Below are 17,124 nucleotides of genomic sequence, written 5' to 3' on the forward strand. Positions count from 1 at the left end.
TTTAATACTAAAGCGCAACCATACATTATGAGAGGGCCGGGGAGCGTGCAAGCGTGGTCGTGGCCGCTGCTGTTGCCGAAATGCCGCAGTCGAACCGCCTCCGAACCGAAACGACATTTGGTTAGGCGGCGATGAGGCCGTGAATGCGGAGCGCGGCGAGTATCTGACCGATTGCTGCGCGGGCCTCGACGTCGACGGTCGCGCCGTCGCTCGGCGCTGCGATCGCTTCCGCCTGAGCGCCGACGACTTGTACGCCATTTATGAGAAGTCTAGCGGCTCGCGCGCTGCCAATCTCCCAGGCTTCGCCCGCATAATTGGCCCATTGCGCCAAGGATGAAACATAGACGGACATCCCGTCCGCAGGAGCAATGAAGCGCCACCCTCCCTCGGAGAAACCGGCAAGAGCTCCCGCCCGCCCCGCCCATGCGCCACTGGGCTCAGCACCGACGATATAACAATCGCCCACTTCAGGATTTTCGGGTGGGTCACTTTGCGGTGGCGCAACCGCGGATCCCGCGACGGCAAAGTCCAGTATCTGCAAACTTTCGTTGACGGTCGTCTCCTTCTGCGCCTGGCCGGCGGTCAGGAAGGGCAAGCTCAATCGCGGCGTAGCTGCCATCGTCGTTCTCCGATTAGCTGAAAGTGATTTGGACGGCTCGCGAAACCGCATAGTCGCCGACCTGCTGAACCTCGGCAGTGAAAGGACCAGTGCCCAGCAACGCCATCGTCATCCGCTCAACCGCCAACCGCGGTTCGGTTGATGAAAGCTCGAGCCGCTGCGTCGGCGACGACAAGATGATCCGGTATTGCTCGCTCGCCTCGCCCAGCGGCGTGTCGACGCCATCCGCCCAGCCAAAACCCGTGCGGCTCCGCCTTGTCCAGCGGATCAGCACATCCTCGCCAGCCGATTTTTCGACGCTTAATCCGACCGGGCTCGGCGGTCGTAGCGCTTCACCGAGAAGTTTCGCGCTTGCGCTCGCCTCCCCAATGCGGGCTTCGACCATCGCTCCCAAGTTCGCCCGTGAAAGTCCGACGCGCTCGACGGCACCGCTCTGCAGCAAGCAGAAAGGCTCGCCCGCTTCGTGCGTCGCGCCCGCCCATTCGGTACCGCCGCGGCCGCGCAGGAGGCGGCTGAGACGGTATCGGCCGCCGCCTAAAGCTTCGGCCTGTCCGAACTGGATCAACTCGCGTCCCAATATCGCGGCGTTGGAACCCGCTGCCAGCGCGTCATCGTCGCAATTGAGAAGGACCTGTTCCTCGTCGATGAGCTGGACATCGACCCCATTTATCAGGTCCAGCAGATGCGGCGTACCAGTCGGCAGGCTTCCAAGCGAGCGGCCGAGAATGCTCTTCCTGCGTGGGGTGCTGACGACCCTTTCGGCTGCCCCGACTCGCAGTTCCATCACGCGCGCCTTCCAGTCTCCCGTGCCCGATACCGCGAGTAACAGCGAAGGTTCGTCGGAAGCCTCAAAGGGGTCAGGAACATCGAACAGCGCAATCGTCAAAGGCCCAGTCAAATTGTCTGAATTCACCGCGATCTGGCCACCGTCGGCTGGCAAAGCGCCGACACTTCTGAACGCGGGACGCAATTCGAGGACCGTAACCAAAGCCTCGAGTGTCACACTTTCCACCCGCCAGCGCGGCGGCGCCAACGGCAGTGTGACAATCGCGCCCGGACCTAGGGTCATTCTGGCGGTGGGCAGTCGGAGCGTCAGGTGATCACGCTCCGCCCAGGCCCGCGCCAGCATCGTGTTCGCCAGTCCTTTCGCTTCCTTCACGGAGAGCGCGGCGGTAATTTCGCGCTGCTCGTCCATACCCGGCGCCCCGATGCTCGAACGCGCCTCGCCAGTCTGGTAATCTCGCGCTGGATCGTAATGGGTCAGGCGAAGCGAGCTCGGCAGCGACCGTGCCGGCACTTGCTCACGCTTGAATTGGGCCACTGCCCGATCTTCCGCCCCCTTTCCAAGCTCTTCGATGCGCACCGGCGCTTCGAACGGAGGCGGCGAACGAAGCACCTCGCCATCGTCCCACAGGTCGACGTCGAACGTCGAGACGATCGGTTCCACGGCATCACGTATCGAACGCCCATAAGCGGCGAAGCCTGGCAGCGATCGCTGGCTGTTGCTGTAAATTCGCCCAGCAGAGGCGTCGTTCAGCACATCTCCGAGCGCCGGCGGTTCGGGATCTGCCACCACCTCGAAGGTCAAGAACGGCAGCCGATTCCCGAACTCGGCAAGCGCCAGATCCTCGAACACGCAAACGGCCATGCCGCGATAGGCCGGCGTGGTCGTAATCCCTTCGCTGGCCGCGATCAGCGGATCGACGTCCTGATCTTCATCGCCATTGTGAAAGCGAAACTTGGTGTCGACCTTGAAGTCGCCTGCCGCTCCCCGAAGCAATTTCCCGTCCGCCCAGATTCGGCCGATGGACGAAACAGGTCGTGACGACACTGCGACGGCTAGTGAAACCGAGTAAGTGTAGGCCACATCCGGCTGCCCCTTGGCGCCGCCGATCGCCGCCGTTTCGACGAGATCAGTTGACCAGATCACACTGCCGGCAACGCGCATCGCGCCGTAAATGCGTGGCACCTGCGTGCCGTAGCTCGACGTTTGCACGGCGAGATCACCAACGCGCGGACCTCGCCTCGGCGGCGCCAGCAGCTGCTGGTCAATCGACTGCCCGATGAGCGCACCGATGGCGCTTCCCGCCGGCCCGCCAAGGGCGGTTCCGATCGTACTGAAAACTAATGTCGCCAAGGTTCAGCGCCTCCGCTTGCGAAAGACGCCGAGTAGCGGCCACTCAGGCAGGCCGGGGACTTCCACGACGCGCCGCAGTGCCGCGTGCGCATGGACGAACCCGCGCGCCGTCCGGACGGCGAGATGGAACTGGCGGCTACCCGGCTGAAGCAAAAGAACGTCGCCTGGCTGCATGGCGTCCGCGCCCACGCGGCGAAATTGATGCAGCAAGCCGGCCTTGACCTTGGACAGGTCCTGCGCGCGCAGGGAATAGTCCGCACGGACTTGCCCCGCCGGTATCGAGAACGCCGCGGCGACAACGCCGATACAATCGAACCCCTCCGCGCCGCGGCCCTGCGGGCGAAAGCGCGCGCCGACGAGTGCCTGCGCGCGCGCCGCATAATCGATGGTCATGTTCAGGCTCCCGGGTAGCGGGTCAGCAGGTCGGTGCCGGGCAGATGCGGCTCGCCGCGGAAGTTGGCGGCGTTGTCAAAACGCGTTGCGCACGTCGCGAGCCTTTTGTCGCACCCCTCACGAAGTTCGACGACGCAACCCTCGCCCAAAGCGCCGCGGGGCAAATCGCGAACGATTAGGCGATCTTCGTCCACGCCAAGAATGGTCGTGATGGCACCGCAATTGTCCCCACTTAGGTATCGCAGCCGGCCCATGAAGAACCGATCCTCGACAACGCGATCGAGGCTCAAGCTCGTCCCGTCAACGCCCGCGACCGCCGCGCGAAGTGTCCGGCCCGCCAAATCCACGCGGCAACTTTTGTCTCCAAAATCCGCACGGCATTCAGCTGAGGTCGATGGACACACCGGCCGGTCGAGTTGGGCCGCTGCTCCGCTGACTTCCACGGAAAAGCCGTCGCCCTCGATCGAGACGCTACCGATCTCGCCGCTCAGCAACGCTAACGGGCCAAGGTCCATTTGCTCCCAGTCATGGGCGGTCGCGCTAATCCTCGCGCCGTCCCACCGCCCAAGGGCAAAATCTGCTTCATCCAAAGCGTCTGCGCTCAAAGCACCGCTGATCTCGCTACTGTCCGGGCTCAGTCCCAGTGTCCGCTTGATCGACGCCGGCACCATTCCCGGCGCAGGATCGTAGATTACATCTGCCCGCGCGAGCACCCGATCGTGACTAGTCAGCGCCACACCCGCGCCGTCACTCCGCTCCAACGCCCAGCAAAAGGCGATGCTCGTCAGTTCCCCATCGGCAATGCTCATGATCAGCGCTCGCGCACTTCGATCAATGGTACGGACGGGGCCTCGCCCGCCATGAAAGTCGCGCGATTTATCTCGATTTGATCCTGCGCAAAGCGGACGGGAACATCGAACGAAAACCCCGCCGTGACCGATGCCCTGGCGGCCGGCGGGGTAGCAAATTCGATCGCGCCGCCCTCCTGGAGCGTCCACCCGCTCGCCTGCTCGACGCCGTTTACCCCCACGCGAACGGAGCCAGGTTCAGGACGTGTAATCCGTCGGATCTCCTCGCCACCGTAGGACTTGCTGAGCGGGAAACGCTGGGTAAATCCATCTCCGCTACCGATCTGCTGATCGAACGCGCCGGGAAGGCCCGTCATTCCATTCGAACTATGATCGAACGGATCTCGAAAGCGGAACGCCACGGCCGATCCGTGCCGTGCCCGAAAGAATGCGAGCAGCGTCTCGAGTTCGGCCTCGCTTCTTACCCCGGGGCCGGCATCGAAGCGGAGACGCGCCTGGGCCCAATTGGCATTGCGTGTCTCGAATCCGCTCGCGCTCGTCACGACATTGGTCGAAAAGCTCGGCGCGACACTTGCGTCCTGGCCGATCTCAATTGGGAAGATTACATCCTCGAAGGGCGCCACCGCCTGCTCCTTTCCGAAAATGGTCAGGCCATCGCGCATCACTTGCGGAAGCGCCCACAGAAACACTTCGCCCGTTCCGGCCTGCTTGGCTGCCTCGGCGGCTTGAGCAATTTCACGCCACTGGGCGCGGTCGGCTCGGTTGGCCACGAACCCCGCGAAGTAATGACGTTCACCGATCGGATAGCCGAGCCGCGCGTCGACCACCGCGTAGGCGGCCGCACGCTTGGCAGCGCTTAGTGCGGTGACCCATTCGTAATCCTCTAGCTGGAGCACGTCGAACGCCGGCTTCGCCCAACCGAGGGGCAGGTTCGCGCGCCGCACTTCGGGCATCGAAGGATCGAGTACAGTGGGCAAATACGCCAGGAGCAGCGTCTCGGCGTTGGGCGAGGCAGTCTTCACTGCCTCACTGATCGCCGAGGTCGATGCCGCCAGCACGGCCCCCGCCGCGTCGAGCAAATCACGTTGGGCGCCGTTCAACGGCTCGCGCACGTCGGCAATCTCAATCGGCGCGCCTCCCAGCGACGCCCGCGCCGCGGGATCGTAAAGGCAGATCGAACCGTCCGGGCGAACCCACCACCATGGTTCCCCGATCTGCACTCGGGGACGCAGTCCAGCTTCTTGCGAAATGCCGACCAACGTGCTCGCGACGGCCTGCAAAAAGGCAATGGCTTCGACATTTGCCGGCGACAGCAACACCGACGGCGGTTCCCAACCGGTAAGCGCCGCAGCCCCGTCGAAAGCACGCTGCTTCCATGCCTCCGGGCAGAACATGTCGAGGATCTCGTAGGACAGCGACCAGATCAGCTCGTATCCCCGAGCCTGACAGGCGCGCGCCAGGTCGCGATGCCACTGTAGCGCGGGCTGGTTGAAGGTTCGCGCCGCATCCAATTTGCCAGCGCCGGTAAGCCCGAAGAAGTGGCTCATCCCAATATAATGGCTGATGACCTTGCGATAACCGAGCCGCTCGATCGCATCGACGATCCGCTCGGGTGCCAGATTGTAAAGATCGTCGTAAGCCGAGGCGATCCGAAGTCCGTGCTCGGGAACAACGGCGTCGTTCAGCGTAAGCACGCTGCCCGACCCGTCGCACCTGATGTTCTTCAGGCTAACTGCTGCTGATACGGGCTCGGCAAATCGCTCTTCGGACCCTTCCTGATAACCCGGCGCCACCAGGCTGATGAAGATGCGGTCAATGCGGGTTGGATCGACACGGTCGGCATCCGCCGGCAAGCTGTAACCGCCGTCGAGGGCATCGAAATCCAGCGCGATCGTCGCCGAATTTGCCGTGCCTTCGGCATAATTCCACAGTCGCACGAACCAGGACCGCGGGTTTCCGTCCTTATCCCGGCCCTCGATCGTCAACGTCGGTCCGTTCGCCTCGTCCAGCGCAACGACACCTTCCGACTGCCAATCAAAGGTGAGCCGGCACCGCGAATAGTCGCGACTGGTCTGTCGTGCATGAGCAGGATGGGAATGCCTGTCCTCGCTGTCCCAGATCAGACCGACCAGATCGCCTTTGCCGAGAAACTCGCAGTGGACCGTCAGGCCATGGGCATCCGCGGCGGTCACAAGGCTTGCGATCGTGCCGCGCGGAAAATCCACTGACCAGTGCAGCGGATCAAATCGCTTCACATGCGTCTGCACAATCTTCGCGTCGCGTTGCGTGAACCAAAGATTCATCGTTGGTCCGCCACCGCGGCGCGGATCGCGCGCGCAACCTGTCGGCTCGACTGCCGCAAAATCTGCGGGTCCCCTGGTGTCGGTGACTGAATCGTGATGCCCACGCGCACATCGCGCCCGCCGGCTCCACTGACGTGCTCGATGCGGCCGCCGGTCGAGGGGACGAAGACCTCGGGTCCGCGTTCGCCAACGACGTAGCTGCGGCCCGCGCTAACCGGCCCACCCGTTGCTCGTCCCGGTGAGCCGAGCAGCGACGATACGAGGCCGCTCAATCCATTGATCAGGCTCGATCCGACGCCGCCTCCACCAATCGAACCGAACAAGCCGCGCAGCGACGCCTGCGCAATCTCGTTCATTGCCGATAGCGCGACTTTCTTCAGATCGTCGAACCCGAATTTGCCTGTGGTTACGGCGCGCGCCAGCGCATTGTCGATCATCCGCCCGGCTCGGCCGGCACCGGCGACCAGCGGTCCTTCCAGTTGTCCACGCATCGACTGCACGTCGCGCGCGAAGCCTGCGGTGTCGGCTCGGACGCTGACCACCAGCCGCTCGATTTCCTCATCCATGGCTTATCTCATCATCAGGAAAGCGCTTCCGCAGCGCGTCAATCACATCTCGCTCCGGCCCATCGGCCGCTGGGCCCGGCCCGCTCAGTGCAAGCGCCAACTCCGCCGGAGTCGCATTCCAAAATTCTTCGGGCCGCCAGCCAAGCAGCAACGCCGCGGCGCCGCTCAGCCGCGCCGCGCCTTGGCCAAACTCAAGCATCAGCGCCCTTGCAAAACCTGTGTCAGCACCAGCTTCAGGGTCGGAGTCACGCCTGCCAGGCCGCGCTCGACAACCGCATCGCCAATCCGCTCTCGCGTGATCCCCGCGGCGCGTCCCCGCGACAAATGATCGAACAGCGCCGCAATCTCCTGCAGCTTCAGCCCACCCTCGGCCGCTCGTTCAACCAGCGCGAACAGCGACCCAAGCTCCTCCTCGGCGGCCACCAGCGCGCTGAAGCTCGGCCGCAGCAGCAATCGCTCGCCGCCTACGTCGAGGCTCGCCTCCCCTCGGTGAATATTGGCGTGCACACTCACAGCGCAGCGACCTCGCCGGAGCTTTCCAGCGCGAGCGTGTAATTGCGCTCGCCGTTGAAATCACCGGCATATTCCAGCCGCGTGACAAGGAAGCTTCCCCGCATCCGGTCGCCGCTTTCAAAGCTCAGCTCATAGCTCTGCAGCACGCCGCTGAGCGCAAGGCTCTTCACTTGCGCCTCCGCCGCGCTGCCGGTGAAGATGCCGCTCGCCGCCACCGACACCGACCGCACGCCCGCACCAGACAGTAGCTCGCGCCACCCGCCGCTGCCTTTGTTGGTGATCGCTACCGCATCGCCGTTGATTGACAATTGCGTGGTCTTGAGGCCCGCGACCGTCGCGAAGCTCGGGCTCGCCGCGCCATCGCCGATCTTGAGCAGGAATGCGCTGCCGCGTTCCGCCGCCATTTGCTTCTCCTTCAGATTTCTAAAGTCAGGAAAGCGCGAGCATCCGCGCGCGAAAATCGACCGCCGCGGCCCAGGGTCCCGCCACATCGCGCACCACCCGCCGCCGCATCAGCCGCATCGAAACCAGCTGCCACTCTTGCACTTCGCCAAGCGCCTGCAGCCGTGTCTCAACCGCATCGGCCAACGCATGCAGCCGCACCGGTTGGTCGTCCCACAAGGTGATCGCGACCAGCACCTCGCGCCCCTCAGCGCTCTTGTGGCTCCAGTCGGTCTCCGTCGTCGCGTCGAGCGCCGCATACGGAAATGCCGCGCGAGCCGGCGGACCGTCGAACACCCCTGTCAGCCCATCGACTCCCGCCAGCGCCTCCGCGATCGCCGACTGCAGATTGCCGCCCGCGCTCATCGTGCGAACCGCTGCAGGAAGCGCAGGTTCGGATCGACCAGCCATCGTTTGATCAGCCCCTTGCCGCGCACCAGCACGTGAGCTTCATCGATCACGACGGCTGCGTCGCTAAACACTTTTCGCAATTCGGCCGCCACACGATCGATCCGCTGCCGTTGCCGCTGCGCCGCGAGCCGAGCGCCGCGCGATACAAGATCTGCCATCATCCCCGCACCTCTTCGCATCGCATGACGATCCGGTCTCTGGCGCGCGGATCGTCGAGAATCTGCCGCACCGCGAGGCTGCGCCCGTTCCAGCGCACGCGCTGGTCGAGCTCCACGCCGTCGCGCTGACGAATGGTCACGCGATATCGCGGCATGGCGCTCAGCGCCTGCGCTTCGCTTTCCGGACCGACGGTTTCGAGCACGACCGAGGCTAGGCACCGGCAGACCGTCTCCCAGCCCGGCTCCTGCAGCCCCATCGCGTTGCGCGACGATACCGGCCGCTCGATCACGATCCGCTCGCGCAGCGTCCCCGCGAACTCCGTCACGCCAACCTCATTCGGCGATACGGCCGCCACAACGCGGTCACCGCCGCCGGCGGCTCCCCGCCGGCTGCGTTATCGCGCGCCGTGAACATGTGCGCGATCAAGCGCAGGACTCCCTGCCGGATCGGCTCGGGAATCCCGTTCTGACTTTCCCCCATTCCGGCACGGCCCGCAACCCTTAGCCGCGTGGCATCTCCCGACAGCATCCTCACCCAGCCATCGCCGTTGAAGTCGATGTCCGCGGCATACTGGTCCGACGGGATCGGCGTCGCTCCCGCGGCATCGACAATTGCCACATTGGTGATGGCGCGTACCGGCGTGACCGGGAGCCGCACCCAGGCGCTGCTTGCCGGCACATCGAGTTCGAAATCGCGCGCCACCGCAACCTGGTTGATGAACGCCTCGCACAACGCGCTCGCCGTCCTGATCAGCCCCGCAAGCAGGGCCTCTTCTTCTCCCGTTTCGATCCGGACGAAGGCCTGCGCCTCGCTCATCGTGATGATCGGCTCTGCCAGCATCAGCGCTTCTCCACGCGAAGGACGATCGACCGCTCGTCCGTTCGCCCTGCCAGCGTGACTACGCGGTTCGACAAGCGGTAAACCCGGCCGGCAATCCCGCCGCTCGCCTGGACGCTCGACAGGCTGCCGCCGATGTTGCTGCCGGCGATGATCACCCCGCCAGGTTCGTCAGGCTCGACCGACCAGCTGCTGTCGCTGAGCGCGTCCCCTTCCCCAAGGTAATCGGCACCCCAGTCGATCGCATAATCGAGGGCAGCCGCCGGATCCTTCAAAAGCAATGTCATGACGTTCCTTCGCCGTGATGGGTCAGCGCGCTTCTGGCAGCACGACCGGGTCGCTGGCCGCGATGATGATGCGCTTGGGCGGCGGGTTGCTCTTGCCGCCGGTGGTCGCGTCGGCCTGGGCGGAAATTGCCGCTGAACTGATCGGGTAAGCGCTCAGGCTCATGCCGCTACCGCCTTGCCAACGGCAAAGTTGAAGGTCAGCGCCTCGGCTAAGGACCCGGCGGACACATTTTTGATCGCAACCACGAATGAACCCGCGCTCACTTTGTCGACCTGGTAAGCGTAGCTGCCCGCCGCTGCAGCGCCGCCCGCCAGCGCCAGCGTCACAACGTCGCTGCCCGCCACCAGGCTGTTGCTCACCGTGAAAGACACCGACGCGCCGGCCGCCAGCGACGCTCCGCTCGTGACGATCTGGCCGCACGCCTTATTCAGCAATACGCCGGTCGACTTACTCGTCACCTGCGTGACCGTTCCGCCGGCACCACTGCCGTAACCCAGCAGCCCGCCGGTTACGCTCATCCCTGCCGCGCTGATCTCCGCGATCTCCAGCCCGCCGCAACGCAGGCGAACCCCGTTCACGCCGTTGATGTAATAGGTGCCGAGGACGTTGCGGAAATAACCGTCCAGCGCGCCATTGCGCCACGAATAGAAGCCGCTCTCCGTAGCGCCGGTGCGCAAATTGATGACGGGGTCGATCGCGCTGTCGTTACCGAAGCTATGATCGGTACCGGCGAAATTACCATTCGTTCCCGCGATATTGCCGGTCGACGCGATGGCGCTGGAGGTGGCGAACAGCACCGGCACGCCCCTAACGTTCGGGCGCATCGAGCCTCCGCACACCAGCGCCGGCCCGTCGATCTGCGCGAAGCCTTGCCCGCCTTCGATGTAGCAGCCCGACCACAAATTGTTCGCGTTGCCGCCGCCGTCGGACCGATAGGCGCCGCCGTCGCGATAGGACGCTCCCGACGTCCAGGCGGGAATGTTCAGCCCCGCCGATGGCCCGCCGGCACCAAGATAGTACCACCAGCTGTTGTCCGCCGCGCTGCCGGTCGGCGCATTCGTCGATGCGCCCGCACCCTGATCCTTGCGAACGCAATACCGGTTCCCGTTGTAGCTAACGATGGTCGCCAACGACCCCGGCACGATGCCGTTCGCTTCGGCGTGACAACCGAAATAGCTGTTGCCCAGGAACGATCGGTCGAAGATGCCCCAACGCCGATTGACGCTCGCGTCGACGCCGATGACCGAACTGATGTTCGCATCCGCGCCGGACAGAAAAAGTCCGTTGCGATTGCCGCGAAACGACCCGCCAATGATGTGGCAAAGGTTGGCATTGCCTTCCGTCGGCGCTCCAGCCCCTGCGCTGGCTTCGACGAACAGGCCGTCGCCTTGGAAGTTCTCGACCGCGCAATGCTCGATGCGAACTCGCGCCTTCGCGTGAATGCCATGGAATTCGCCCTCGACGCCCGAATAGCCGCCGGACAGCGCAAGCCCGCGGAGGACGGCGCCATCGCCGCCGAAGTGGGTCGTCGCATCCACGGTACCGGCAAGCGACGTGTTATAGCGCTGCACGCGGATGCCTGTCGCACCGGCCGCCCACCGCAACTTCGTACCCTGCGCCGTGCCCATCATCCCGCTGCTTTCGCCCTCAACGATGAGCGTCTGCGTGATGTCGAGCGTCGTCGTGCCGAGAAAATAATGACCGGTAGGCACGAAAAGCCTGGCGGAGGCGCGATTATAGGCGGTGCTGTTGACCGTCATCGCGGCCAGCCAGCGGATCGCACTGAGAAAGGCTGCGCCGTCGTCCGTCGCGCCGTCGCCCGTTGCGCCGAACCAGCGGACATTCAACGGTCCCGAATATTTGCGCACCCAGACGCCTGACGCGCCGCTTGGATCGCTGAAGGGCGCGACCACGACGCCCTGCGCGCTATCGGCTGCGACGAGGGCTGACTGATTTCCGCCTGTCCACGTGAAAAGCCCTTCATGCCCGGGCTCGGTCAGGATCGCAGCCATCTTCGCGGATGGCGATGCAGCCAGTGCCGCGCGGCTCGGTGCGGCAGCGTCGGCCTGGACCTTGGCAAACCATTCGGCCGCCGCAATCAGCGCGATCGACTTGGCGCCGTTGCTGAAATCCGTTCGCGGACCGCCGATCGGGTCGCGCCGGATGACGCCCCCGGACAGCATCGTCCCGCGGCCGACTTCGCGCTCGGTCGGCTTGTCGATGCCAATGGCCGAATAATAGAATTGGTCGCCCACCGCGCAGGCGGCGGTGAAGCTGGTGAAGCCCATCGTCGCCGCGCCCACCACGAAATCGGCGGTGCCGGTCGTGGTCGTGTTGTTGCGCACAAGATCGACGAACTTGGGCTGGAAGAGCTCCGCCATCGCGGCTCCTTGCAAAGATCGGGAAAGAATTGGGGGGCTGGGATCAGGGGCAACCCAGCCCCCGCGACAGGCTCAGGCGAACTTCAGCAATTTGATGCTTTCCGAGTTCACGACCTGGCCGCCGATTCGCTTCGTTGCGTAAAAGTGGACGTACGGTTTGTGGGTGTAGGGATCGCGCAGGATCGTCGTCGCATTGCGCTCGGCGATCACATAGCCCGCCTTGAAGTTGCCGAACGCGATCGACAGGCTGCCCGCCGCAATGTCCGGCATGTCCTCCGCCTCGATCAGCGGATAGCCCAGCAGCGTCGCCGGCTGGCCCGCCGCCAGGCTCGGCTGGAACATGAAGGCGCCGTCCGCAGTCTTGAATTTGCGCACCGCGGCCGCCGTCGCCGAGTTCATCACGAACACCGCGCCCTGACGGTACGGCGAGCGCAACGTCTGGACGAGGTCGATCAGCTTGTCCGCCGGATTGCTCGCCGGGAACGCGCCCGCCGCCCCGGTCCCGAGAACCTGCAGCGTGCCCATCGCCCGCGCCCCGTCTGAAGTCGTCGCGTTCGGCGACGTCAGGAAGCCGAGCGGCTGGTTGACGCCCGTCCCGCTGACGAACGCCTTGCCCTCGGGCGCGCGCGAACTCGGTGGCGATCTCATTTGCGAGCCATTTCTCGACATCGAACGCGACGTCGTCGAGCATCTGCTGCGACGCCGCCGGATTGGCGTACAGTTCGCCGCCCGCCGGCACGATCTCGCTGAAAGTCGGTGTCCCCGTCTCCGGCCGCGCCGCCTCGAATCCCACCCAGCCCGACGGCGTGCCGCCCGTGGTGATCAGCTTGCGGTAACCCGCGCTGCCGACTTTCACGACATTGGCGATGCTGCGGATCGGCGAAATCGCCACCAGCGTCTCGTCGATGACGCGGTCGATCTCTTCCGGCACCGCATAGCCGCCGATGGCATCGCTCGAGCCGCCGATCGCTTTCGTCTCCATTCCGGACTCGATCCCGCGCCGCACATATTGGTCGACGAAGTTCACCGCTTCCGCCGACTTCACGCCGTCCAGCATCGGCCGCTGCGCCTGGATCGCGCCGCTCGCGATCTTCGCCTTCAGCGTCTCCAGCTCCACTTTCAGCGCGGCGACGCCATCATCCTCGAACTGCTCGAACGACTGCTCGAGCGCGTCGGCCTTAAATTCCAGCATTCACTCTTCTCCCGTGTGAAATCCGCAAACAAAAAGGGCCGCGAAAACCGCGACCTTCACCACCTTCGTCATCCCCGCGAAGCGGAGACCCTGCTCCTACTTTACGACTGCATGCACCCGCGCCCGCGGCTGCATCGGGTTCGCGACCAGGCTCACCTCGACCAGATCCAGCTCGACCAACTCGCGATGCGGCCCGGCGCTCTTCGCCTCACGCACGCGATAGCCGAAGCTCAACCCGTCCAGCCGCCCGCTTTCGACCAACCGCGACGCCCGCGAGTCCGCGACCCGCGCAATCACCCGCAGCCCCCGCCGGTCCTCGCTCAAATGCTCGATCCGCCCGACCACCGCGCCAGCCTTGTGCTGCCACAGCAACGGCACCTCGCCCGCACGTTGCAGCGCCCGCGCAAACGCGCCTTTGCGAATGATGTCACCGCCCTTGTCCGGCCGGTCGAACACTGCCGCGTAGCCCGCAAACCTCACTGCGCCACCAGGTCGGTCAGCCGCAGCTTCACCGCGATTCCGATCAGCACCGCCGCCCCCGCGACCCGCACGACCCACGTCACCACCGCCCGCCACGCACTCCGCTTCGCGTCCCGCCAAGCGCTCAGCAGCTCGCGCAGCTCATCCATGTCGCGCCGCGCGCTCGCATCATCCAAACCTAACGACGCCAATGCCCGCCGCGCCCCCGCCTGACTCGACTCCTCGACCAGCGCGCGCAGCGTCACCAGATCCACCCCGCGCCCCTCGGCCTGCGCCATCAAGCTCGCCAGCAACCCTTCCGCGCTCAAGACCCGCTCAGTCATTTGCCTGTCCTGAGCTTGTCGAAGGGGAAAACCCCAGCATGTCGCGCTTCTCCGCATCGCTGAGGAAGTCCGCCTTCCCCACCGCATCCCACAACCGCGCCCGGTCCTCCGCAAGCTCGCTCAGCTGATCCGTATCCACCGCCAGCCGCACCGGCCCCAGCCAGTCGCTCAGCATCCGCCCCAATTCTTGGAGTACCCGCTCCGCCATCGGCAGGATCGTCTGCCGGTACAGCGCCCGCCCCGCTTCCCGCGCATTGGCGTAAGTCGCGTCGCCCGGCAGCCCGACCAGCACCGGCGGCACCCCGAACGCCAGCGCGATATCCCGCGCCGCCCCCTCCTTCAGCGCGACGAAATCCATGTCCGCCGGCGTCAGGCTCATCGCCTGCCACTTCAGCCCCCCTTCCAGCAACATTGGGCGCCCGGCGTTCGCGCTCCCGGAAAACTCGCTCGTCAGTTCGTCCTTCAGCCGCGCGAACTGCTCCGCCGACAAGGCCGCACCGTCCGCCGGCTCATAACTCAGCGCCCCGCTCGGCCGCGCTGCATTGTCGAGCAGCGCCTTATTCCATCGCGCCGCCTTATTGTGCACCGTCGCCGCCGCGATCGCCGCCTCGACGCAGCCCATCCCGTAATGGTCGTCGCGCGGATGCAGCGCTTTCACGTGCGCGACCTGCGCCCGCTCCAGCCCGTCGCGCCGCTCGATCCGCACCGCCTTGCCGCCAGCCCGATAAAGGTACGCGACCGGCCACCCGCGCTCGTCGCTGATCACCTGCACCCGCTCGGGCCGCAACGACGCCAGCTCCGCCGGCGCGTCCCTCCCGTCGGCGATCAGCTGCACATAGGCATTGCCGTGCAGCAGCAGGTTCGCGGCCACTGTCTCCAGCAGCCCGCCCTCCTTGACCAAGGCCACCGCCCGCGCATCGCCGTCGATGGCCAGCCCGCCGAGCATCCCCGCGACCAGCCGCACCGCGCGCTGGCCGACCGGATTGCGCCGGTACACCTGCTCGAACTGCTCCGCGTAAGAACGAGCGAACCCCACCTCCGTCGGCTCACTGGCCAACCACGCGGGCACAAACGGCCTCGCGTCTGGCGCCGCAGACTTGCGGCCAAACCACCACCCCATCGCTCGTCACTCCTGAACCTATTTGGATGCTAAAGCCGCCGCACCCGCGGCAGCCCGCCGCGCGTCACGCTCAGCGCTGTCATCGCCCACACCATTGCATCGGCCCGGTCGGGCGACCGCCCGGGCCCCTCGTACCCGCCGCCGGCAATCATTCCGCACAGCTCGCCCTCTAGCTCCGGAAACTCCCCGGCGAACGCCGCCTTCCCGCTCTCGAACTTCAGCGCCACCGGCTCCGCCCTGGCGCTCTTGCCCTTCGACGCATGGACCAGCCGCACGTTGAGCCCCAGGTCCGCCGCCTGCAGCACGCTCAGCACCATCGCCCCGCCGTTGTTGGCCTCGGCCACCACCTGCGCCGTGTCCCAGCGCGCCGCCGCGGCCGCCACGCGGTTCGACCAGCCTTCAGGCGACAGACCGCGCACGCTGGCATCCTCCATTACGAACAGCCGCCCGCCGCGCGCGCCCGCCACCACGATCCCGCAGGCATCGGACGTTTCGCCAGCCCCCGCTGGCGGATCGACGCCAACCACAATTCGATCGAACGTCGCCGGCCGTTCCACCCGCGACCGCTGGCAAATCTCCCGCGTCCACAACGCCCCCTGCACATCCTTCAGCAGCACCCCGTCGAGCTCCTGCGCGCCCACCCGCGTCCCGCCGTAGGTCGACGTCATGATCTCCACGAACCGCTCGTCCAGGTTGATGTTGTCGCTCGTCCGCCCCGTCGTCGTCACCGTATGTTTATCGTCGCGGATCCGCTCGAGCAGCGGCCCTGGCCGCGGCGTCGTGGTGATGAGGGCGCGCGCCCGATGCCCGCCGCGCAGGCCCATCTGCAAGTTCATCCACGCCTCCTCCGCCTGGCGCCATTTCGCCAGCTCGTCGGCCCAGGCAAAGTGATGCTCAGGTCCGCGCAATCCGTCCGCATTGTCGCCCGAGAACAGATGCGCCTCGCTCCCGTTCGGCCAGCGCAGCCGCCCGAGGCTCGACTCCCACCGCAGGTTCACGCGGTGCCGCCGCGCCACGCTCAACAACCCGCTCACGCCCTCGACCATGATGCTCCGCGCTTCGGCGATCGTCGCTCCGACCAACGCGATCCGGCTGTTCGGCCGGTTCTTCCCCAACCTGTAAACCCATTCCGCCCCGGCGCGCGTCTTCCCGAACCCGCGCCCGGCCATCATCAGCCAGGTGCGCCAGCCCTCCCCGTCGGGCGGCAGCTGGTTCTTGTGCGCCCAATGCTCGAACTCCGCGTCCAGGCACGCCAGCCGCTCAATCGTCATCCCCTTGATGATCTTGTGCTGCTGCTCCGGCGTCGCATCGGACAGCATCGCCATTTCCTCGCGCAGCACTCCGTAATTGGGCTCTTTCCGCTTCCTGCTCTTGCTCATTGCGCTTCTTCAACCGCTGCAGCTTGCGGACCAGCCGCTCGCGAATTTCGTCGACGTCTTCGGGGGGCAGATCGGCATTAGCCTCGGCCGCCGTCGGCTGGTGCATCTGCAACAGCTTCAGGCCCAGCGCGTCCGAATATTCGCGCATCCGGCTTTCGCTGCCGTCCTTGTGCCGGATGACCCGCTCGACCCCGCTGAACGCCCGCTCCAGCAGGATCAGCTCGAGCCGCGAATAGGCAACGCCGATCGCCTCGATCCACGAAGCGCGAAAGCCGGCGTCCAGCTTCCGCTGGCGGTAGGCCACCGTCATCGGCACCCCGCTCCGCCGGCACGCCTCGGACACGTTGCAAGTCTCCGCCAGCACGCCCAGAAAGGCCCTGGCCTTCGCCGCCGACCAGTCCCGCACCGCGCGCTTGCGCAGCTTCCTTTCCCTGCCGCCCACCAGCGTCAGCTCCCTCTTCCGCCCCACGGCGCCCTCCTCGTTTGTATCCCGGCGAAGGCACGCACCCGGCCTCCTCGTCATCCCCGCGAAAGCGGGGACCCAGCCCGCTCGTCATCCCTGCGAAGGCGAGGATCCACCCCTCTCGTCATCCTCGCGAAAGCGGCGACCCACCCCTCTCGTCATCCCCGCGAAAGCGGGGACCCAGCCCTAATCCTCAAACCCCGCGCAGCACACAGATCGCGCAACGAAGCACCCGCGACCCAGCCACCGAAACCGGCTGTTAAATCCATGTTAATTCTGTTAATGGAGTCGCCGTCGGTTTCGGCTTGAG

The 17,124-nt window shown here is 65.6% G+C and carries 21 protein-coding genes and 1 pseudogene; all 22 read right to left on the reverse strand.

Translation table 11 applies throughout. The annotated features are described in order from the left end of the window. Nucleotides 1-121 precede the first annotated feature (121 nt). The 22 genes and pseudogenes from QU596_RS04670 to QU596_RS04775 all read right to left on the reverse strand — a co-directional run bounded on the left by QU596_RS04670 (nt 122) and on the right by QU596_RS04775 (nt 16,820). A complete protein-coding gene (locus QU596_RS04670) occupies nt 122-619 on the reverse strand; it encodes a DUF2793 domain-containing protein (RefSeq protein ID WP_308517466.1) in 498 nt (165 codons plus the stop codon). 13 nt (nt 620-632) lie between these two features. After that, nucleotides 633-2,756, reverse strand: a complete 2,124-nt coding sequence (locus QU596_RS04675) for a phage tail protein (protein ID WP_308517467.1) — start codon at nt 2,754-2,756, stop codon at nt 633-635. Between the two features lie 3 nt (nt 2,757-2,759). Beyond that, nucleotides 2,760-3,149, reverse strand: a complete 390-nt coding sequence (locus tag QU596_RS04680) for an NlpC/P60 family protein (RefSeq protein ID WP_308517468.1) — start codon at nt 3,147-3,149, stop codon at nt 2,760-2,762. A gap of 2 nt (nt 3,150-3,151) precedes the next feature. Beyond that, nucleotides 3,152-3,958, reverse strand: a complete 807-nt coding sequence (locus QU596_RS04685) for a DUF2163 domain-containing protein (RefSeq protein ID WP_308517469.1) — start codon at nt 3,956-3,958, stop codon at nt 3,152-3,154. 2 nt (nt 3,959-3,960) lie between these two features. Next, nucleotides 3,961-6,261, reverse strand: coding sequence for a DUF2460 domain-containing protein (locus tag QU596_RS04690; RefSeq protein ID WP_308517470.1), 2,301 nt, complete (start codon nt 6,259-6,261; stop codon nt 3,961-3,963). After that, complete coding sequence (locus QU596_RS04695) at nt 6,258-6,827, reverse strand: tail tape measure protein (protein ID WP_308517471.1); 570 nt, start codon at nt 6,825-6,827, stop codon at nt 6,258-6,260. Before QU596_RS04695 ends, QU596_RS04690 begins: the two co-directional genes overlap by 4 nt. Next, nucleotides 6,820-7,026 carry a phage tail assembly chaperone gene (locus QU596_RS04700; RefSeq protein WP_308517472.1) on the reverse strand — a complete coding sequence of 69 codons (207 nt, stop codon included), beginning with the start codon at nt 7,024-7,026 and terminating at the stop codon, nt 6,820-6,822. Before QU596_RS04700 ends, QU596_RS04695 begins: the two co-directional genes overlap by 8 nt. Beyond that, the gene (locus tag QU596_RS04705; protein ID WP_420030942.1) at nt 7,026-7,340 is read right to left on the reverse strand and encodes a gene transfer agent family protein; all 315 of its coding nucleotides are present in this window, start codon (nt 7,338-7,340) and stop codon (nt 7,026-7,028) included. Before QU596_RS04705 ends, QU596_RS04700 begins: the two co-directional genes overlap by 1 nt. Continuing rightward, a complete protein-coding gene (locus QU596_RS04710; protein WP_308517475.1) occupies nt 7,337-7,744 on the reverse strand; it encodes a phage major tail protein, TP901-1 family in 408 nt (135 codons plus the stop codon). Before QU596_RS04710 ends, QU596_RS04705 begins: the two co-directional genes overlap by 4 nt. A gap of 25 nt (nt 7,745-7,769) precedes the next feature. Beyond that, the gene (gene gp17, locus QU596_RS04715; protein ID WP_308517477.1) at nt 7,770-8,192 is read right to left on the reverse strand and encodes a tail completion protein gp17; all 423 of its coding nucleotides are present in this window, start codon (nt 8,190-8,192) and stop codon (nt 7,770-7,772) included. Beyond that, on the reverse strand, nt 8,144-8,353 hold the full coding sequence (locus QU596_RS04720) for a hypothetical protein (RefSeq protein ID WP_308517478.1): 210 nt from the start codon (nt 8,351-8,353) through the stop codon (nt 8,144-8,146). The genes gp17 and QU596_RS04720 overlap by 49 nt, the downstream gene beginning before the upstream one ends. Next, nucleotides 8,350-8,676: a phage head closure protein gene (locus QU596_RS04725; protein ID WP_308517479.1), complete on the reverse strand. Its 327-nt coding sequence runs from the start codon at nt 8,674-8,676 to the stop codon at nt 8,350-8,352. Before QU596_RS04725 ends, QU596_RS04720 begins: the two co-directional genes overlap by 4 nt. Continuing rightward, the gene (locus QU596_RS04730) at nt 8,673-9,191 is read right to left on the reverse strand and encodes a head-tail connector protein (RefSeq protein ID WP_308517480.1); all 519 of its coding nucleotides are present in this window, start codon (nt 9,189-9,191) and stop codon (nt 8,673-8,675) included. The genes QU596_RS04725 and QU596_RS04730 overlap by 4 nt, the downstream gene beginning before the upstream one ends. Continuing rightward, on the reverse strand, nt 9,191-9,475 hold the full coding sequence (locus QU596_RS04735; RefSeq protein ID WP_308517481.1) for a phage fiber-tail adaptor protein: 285 nt from the start codon (nt 9,473-9,475) through the stop codon (nt 9,191-9,193). Before QU596_RS04735 ends, QU596_RS04730 begins: the two co-directional genes overlap by 1 nt. A 22-nt stretch (nt 9,476-9,497) precedes the next feature. After that, nucleotides 9,498-9,638 (reverse strand): hypothetical protein, encoded by a 141-nt coding sequence (locus tag QU596_RS04740; RefSeq protein WP_308517482.1) that lies wholly within the window; start codon nt 9,636-9,638, stop codon nt 9,498-9,500. Beyond that, nucleotides 9,635-11,857 carry a glycosyl hydrolase family 28-related protein gene (locus tag QU596_RS04745; protein ID WP_308517483.1) on the reverse strand — a complete coding sequence of 741 codons (2,223 nt, stop codon included), beginning with the start codon at nt 11,855-11,857 and terminating at the stop codon, nt 9,635-9,637. The genes QU596_RS04740 and QU596_RS04745 overlap by 4 nt, the downstream gene beginning before the upstream one ends. Before the next feature lie 72 nt (nt 11,858-11,929). Beyond that, nucleotides 11,930-13,049: pseudogene (locus QU596_RS04750) on the reverse strand (phage major capsid protein). A gap of 96 nt (nt 13,050-13,145) precedes the next feature. Continuing rightward, nucleotides 13,146-13,529, reverse strand: coding sequence for an HK97 family phage prohead protease (locus QU596_RS04755; RefSeq protein WP_308517484.1), 384 nt, complete (start codon nt 13,527-13,529; stop codon nt 13,146-13,148). Beyond that, entirely contained in the window at nt 13,526-13,852 is a 327-nt protein-coding gene (locus tag QU596_RS04760; protein ID WP_308517485.1) for a DUF6127 family protein, read from the reverse strand. Before QU596_RS04760 ends, QU596_RS04755 begins: the two co-directional genes overlap by 4 nt. Next, nucleotides 13,845-14,888, reverse strand: a complete 1,044-nt coding sequence (locus QU596_RS04765) for a phage portal protein (RefSeq protein WP_308517486.1) — start codon at nt 14,886-14,888, stop codon at nt 13,845-13,847. The genes QU596_RS04760 and QU596_RS04765 overlap by 8 nt, the downstream gene beginning before the upstream one ends. Nucleotides 14,889-15,001: 113 nt before the next feature. Then, complete coding sequence (locus tag QU596_RS04770; protein WP_308517487.1) at nt 15,002-16,351, reverse strand: DNA-packaging protein; 1,350 nt, start codon at nt 16,349-16,351, stop codon at nt 15,002-15,004. Continuing rightward, on the reverse strand, nt 16,233-16,820 hold the full coding sequence (locus tag QU596_RS04775) for a protein kinase family protein (RefSeq protein ID WP_308517489.1): 588 nt from the start codon (nt 16,818-16,820) through the stop codon (nt 16,233-16,235). The genes QU596_RS04770 and QU596_RS04775 overlap by 119 nt, the downstream gene beginning before the upstream one ends. Nucleotides 16,821-17,124 lie beyond the last annotated feature (304 nt).

Origin of the sequence: Sphingomonas flavescens, assembly GCF_030866745.1 — a bacterium.
Taxonomy (GTDB): domain Bacteria; phylum Pseudomonadota; class Alphaproteobacteria; order Sphingomonadales; family Sphingomonadaceae; genus Sphingomicrobium; species Sphingomicrobium flavescens.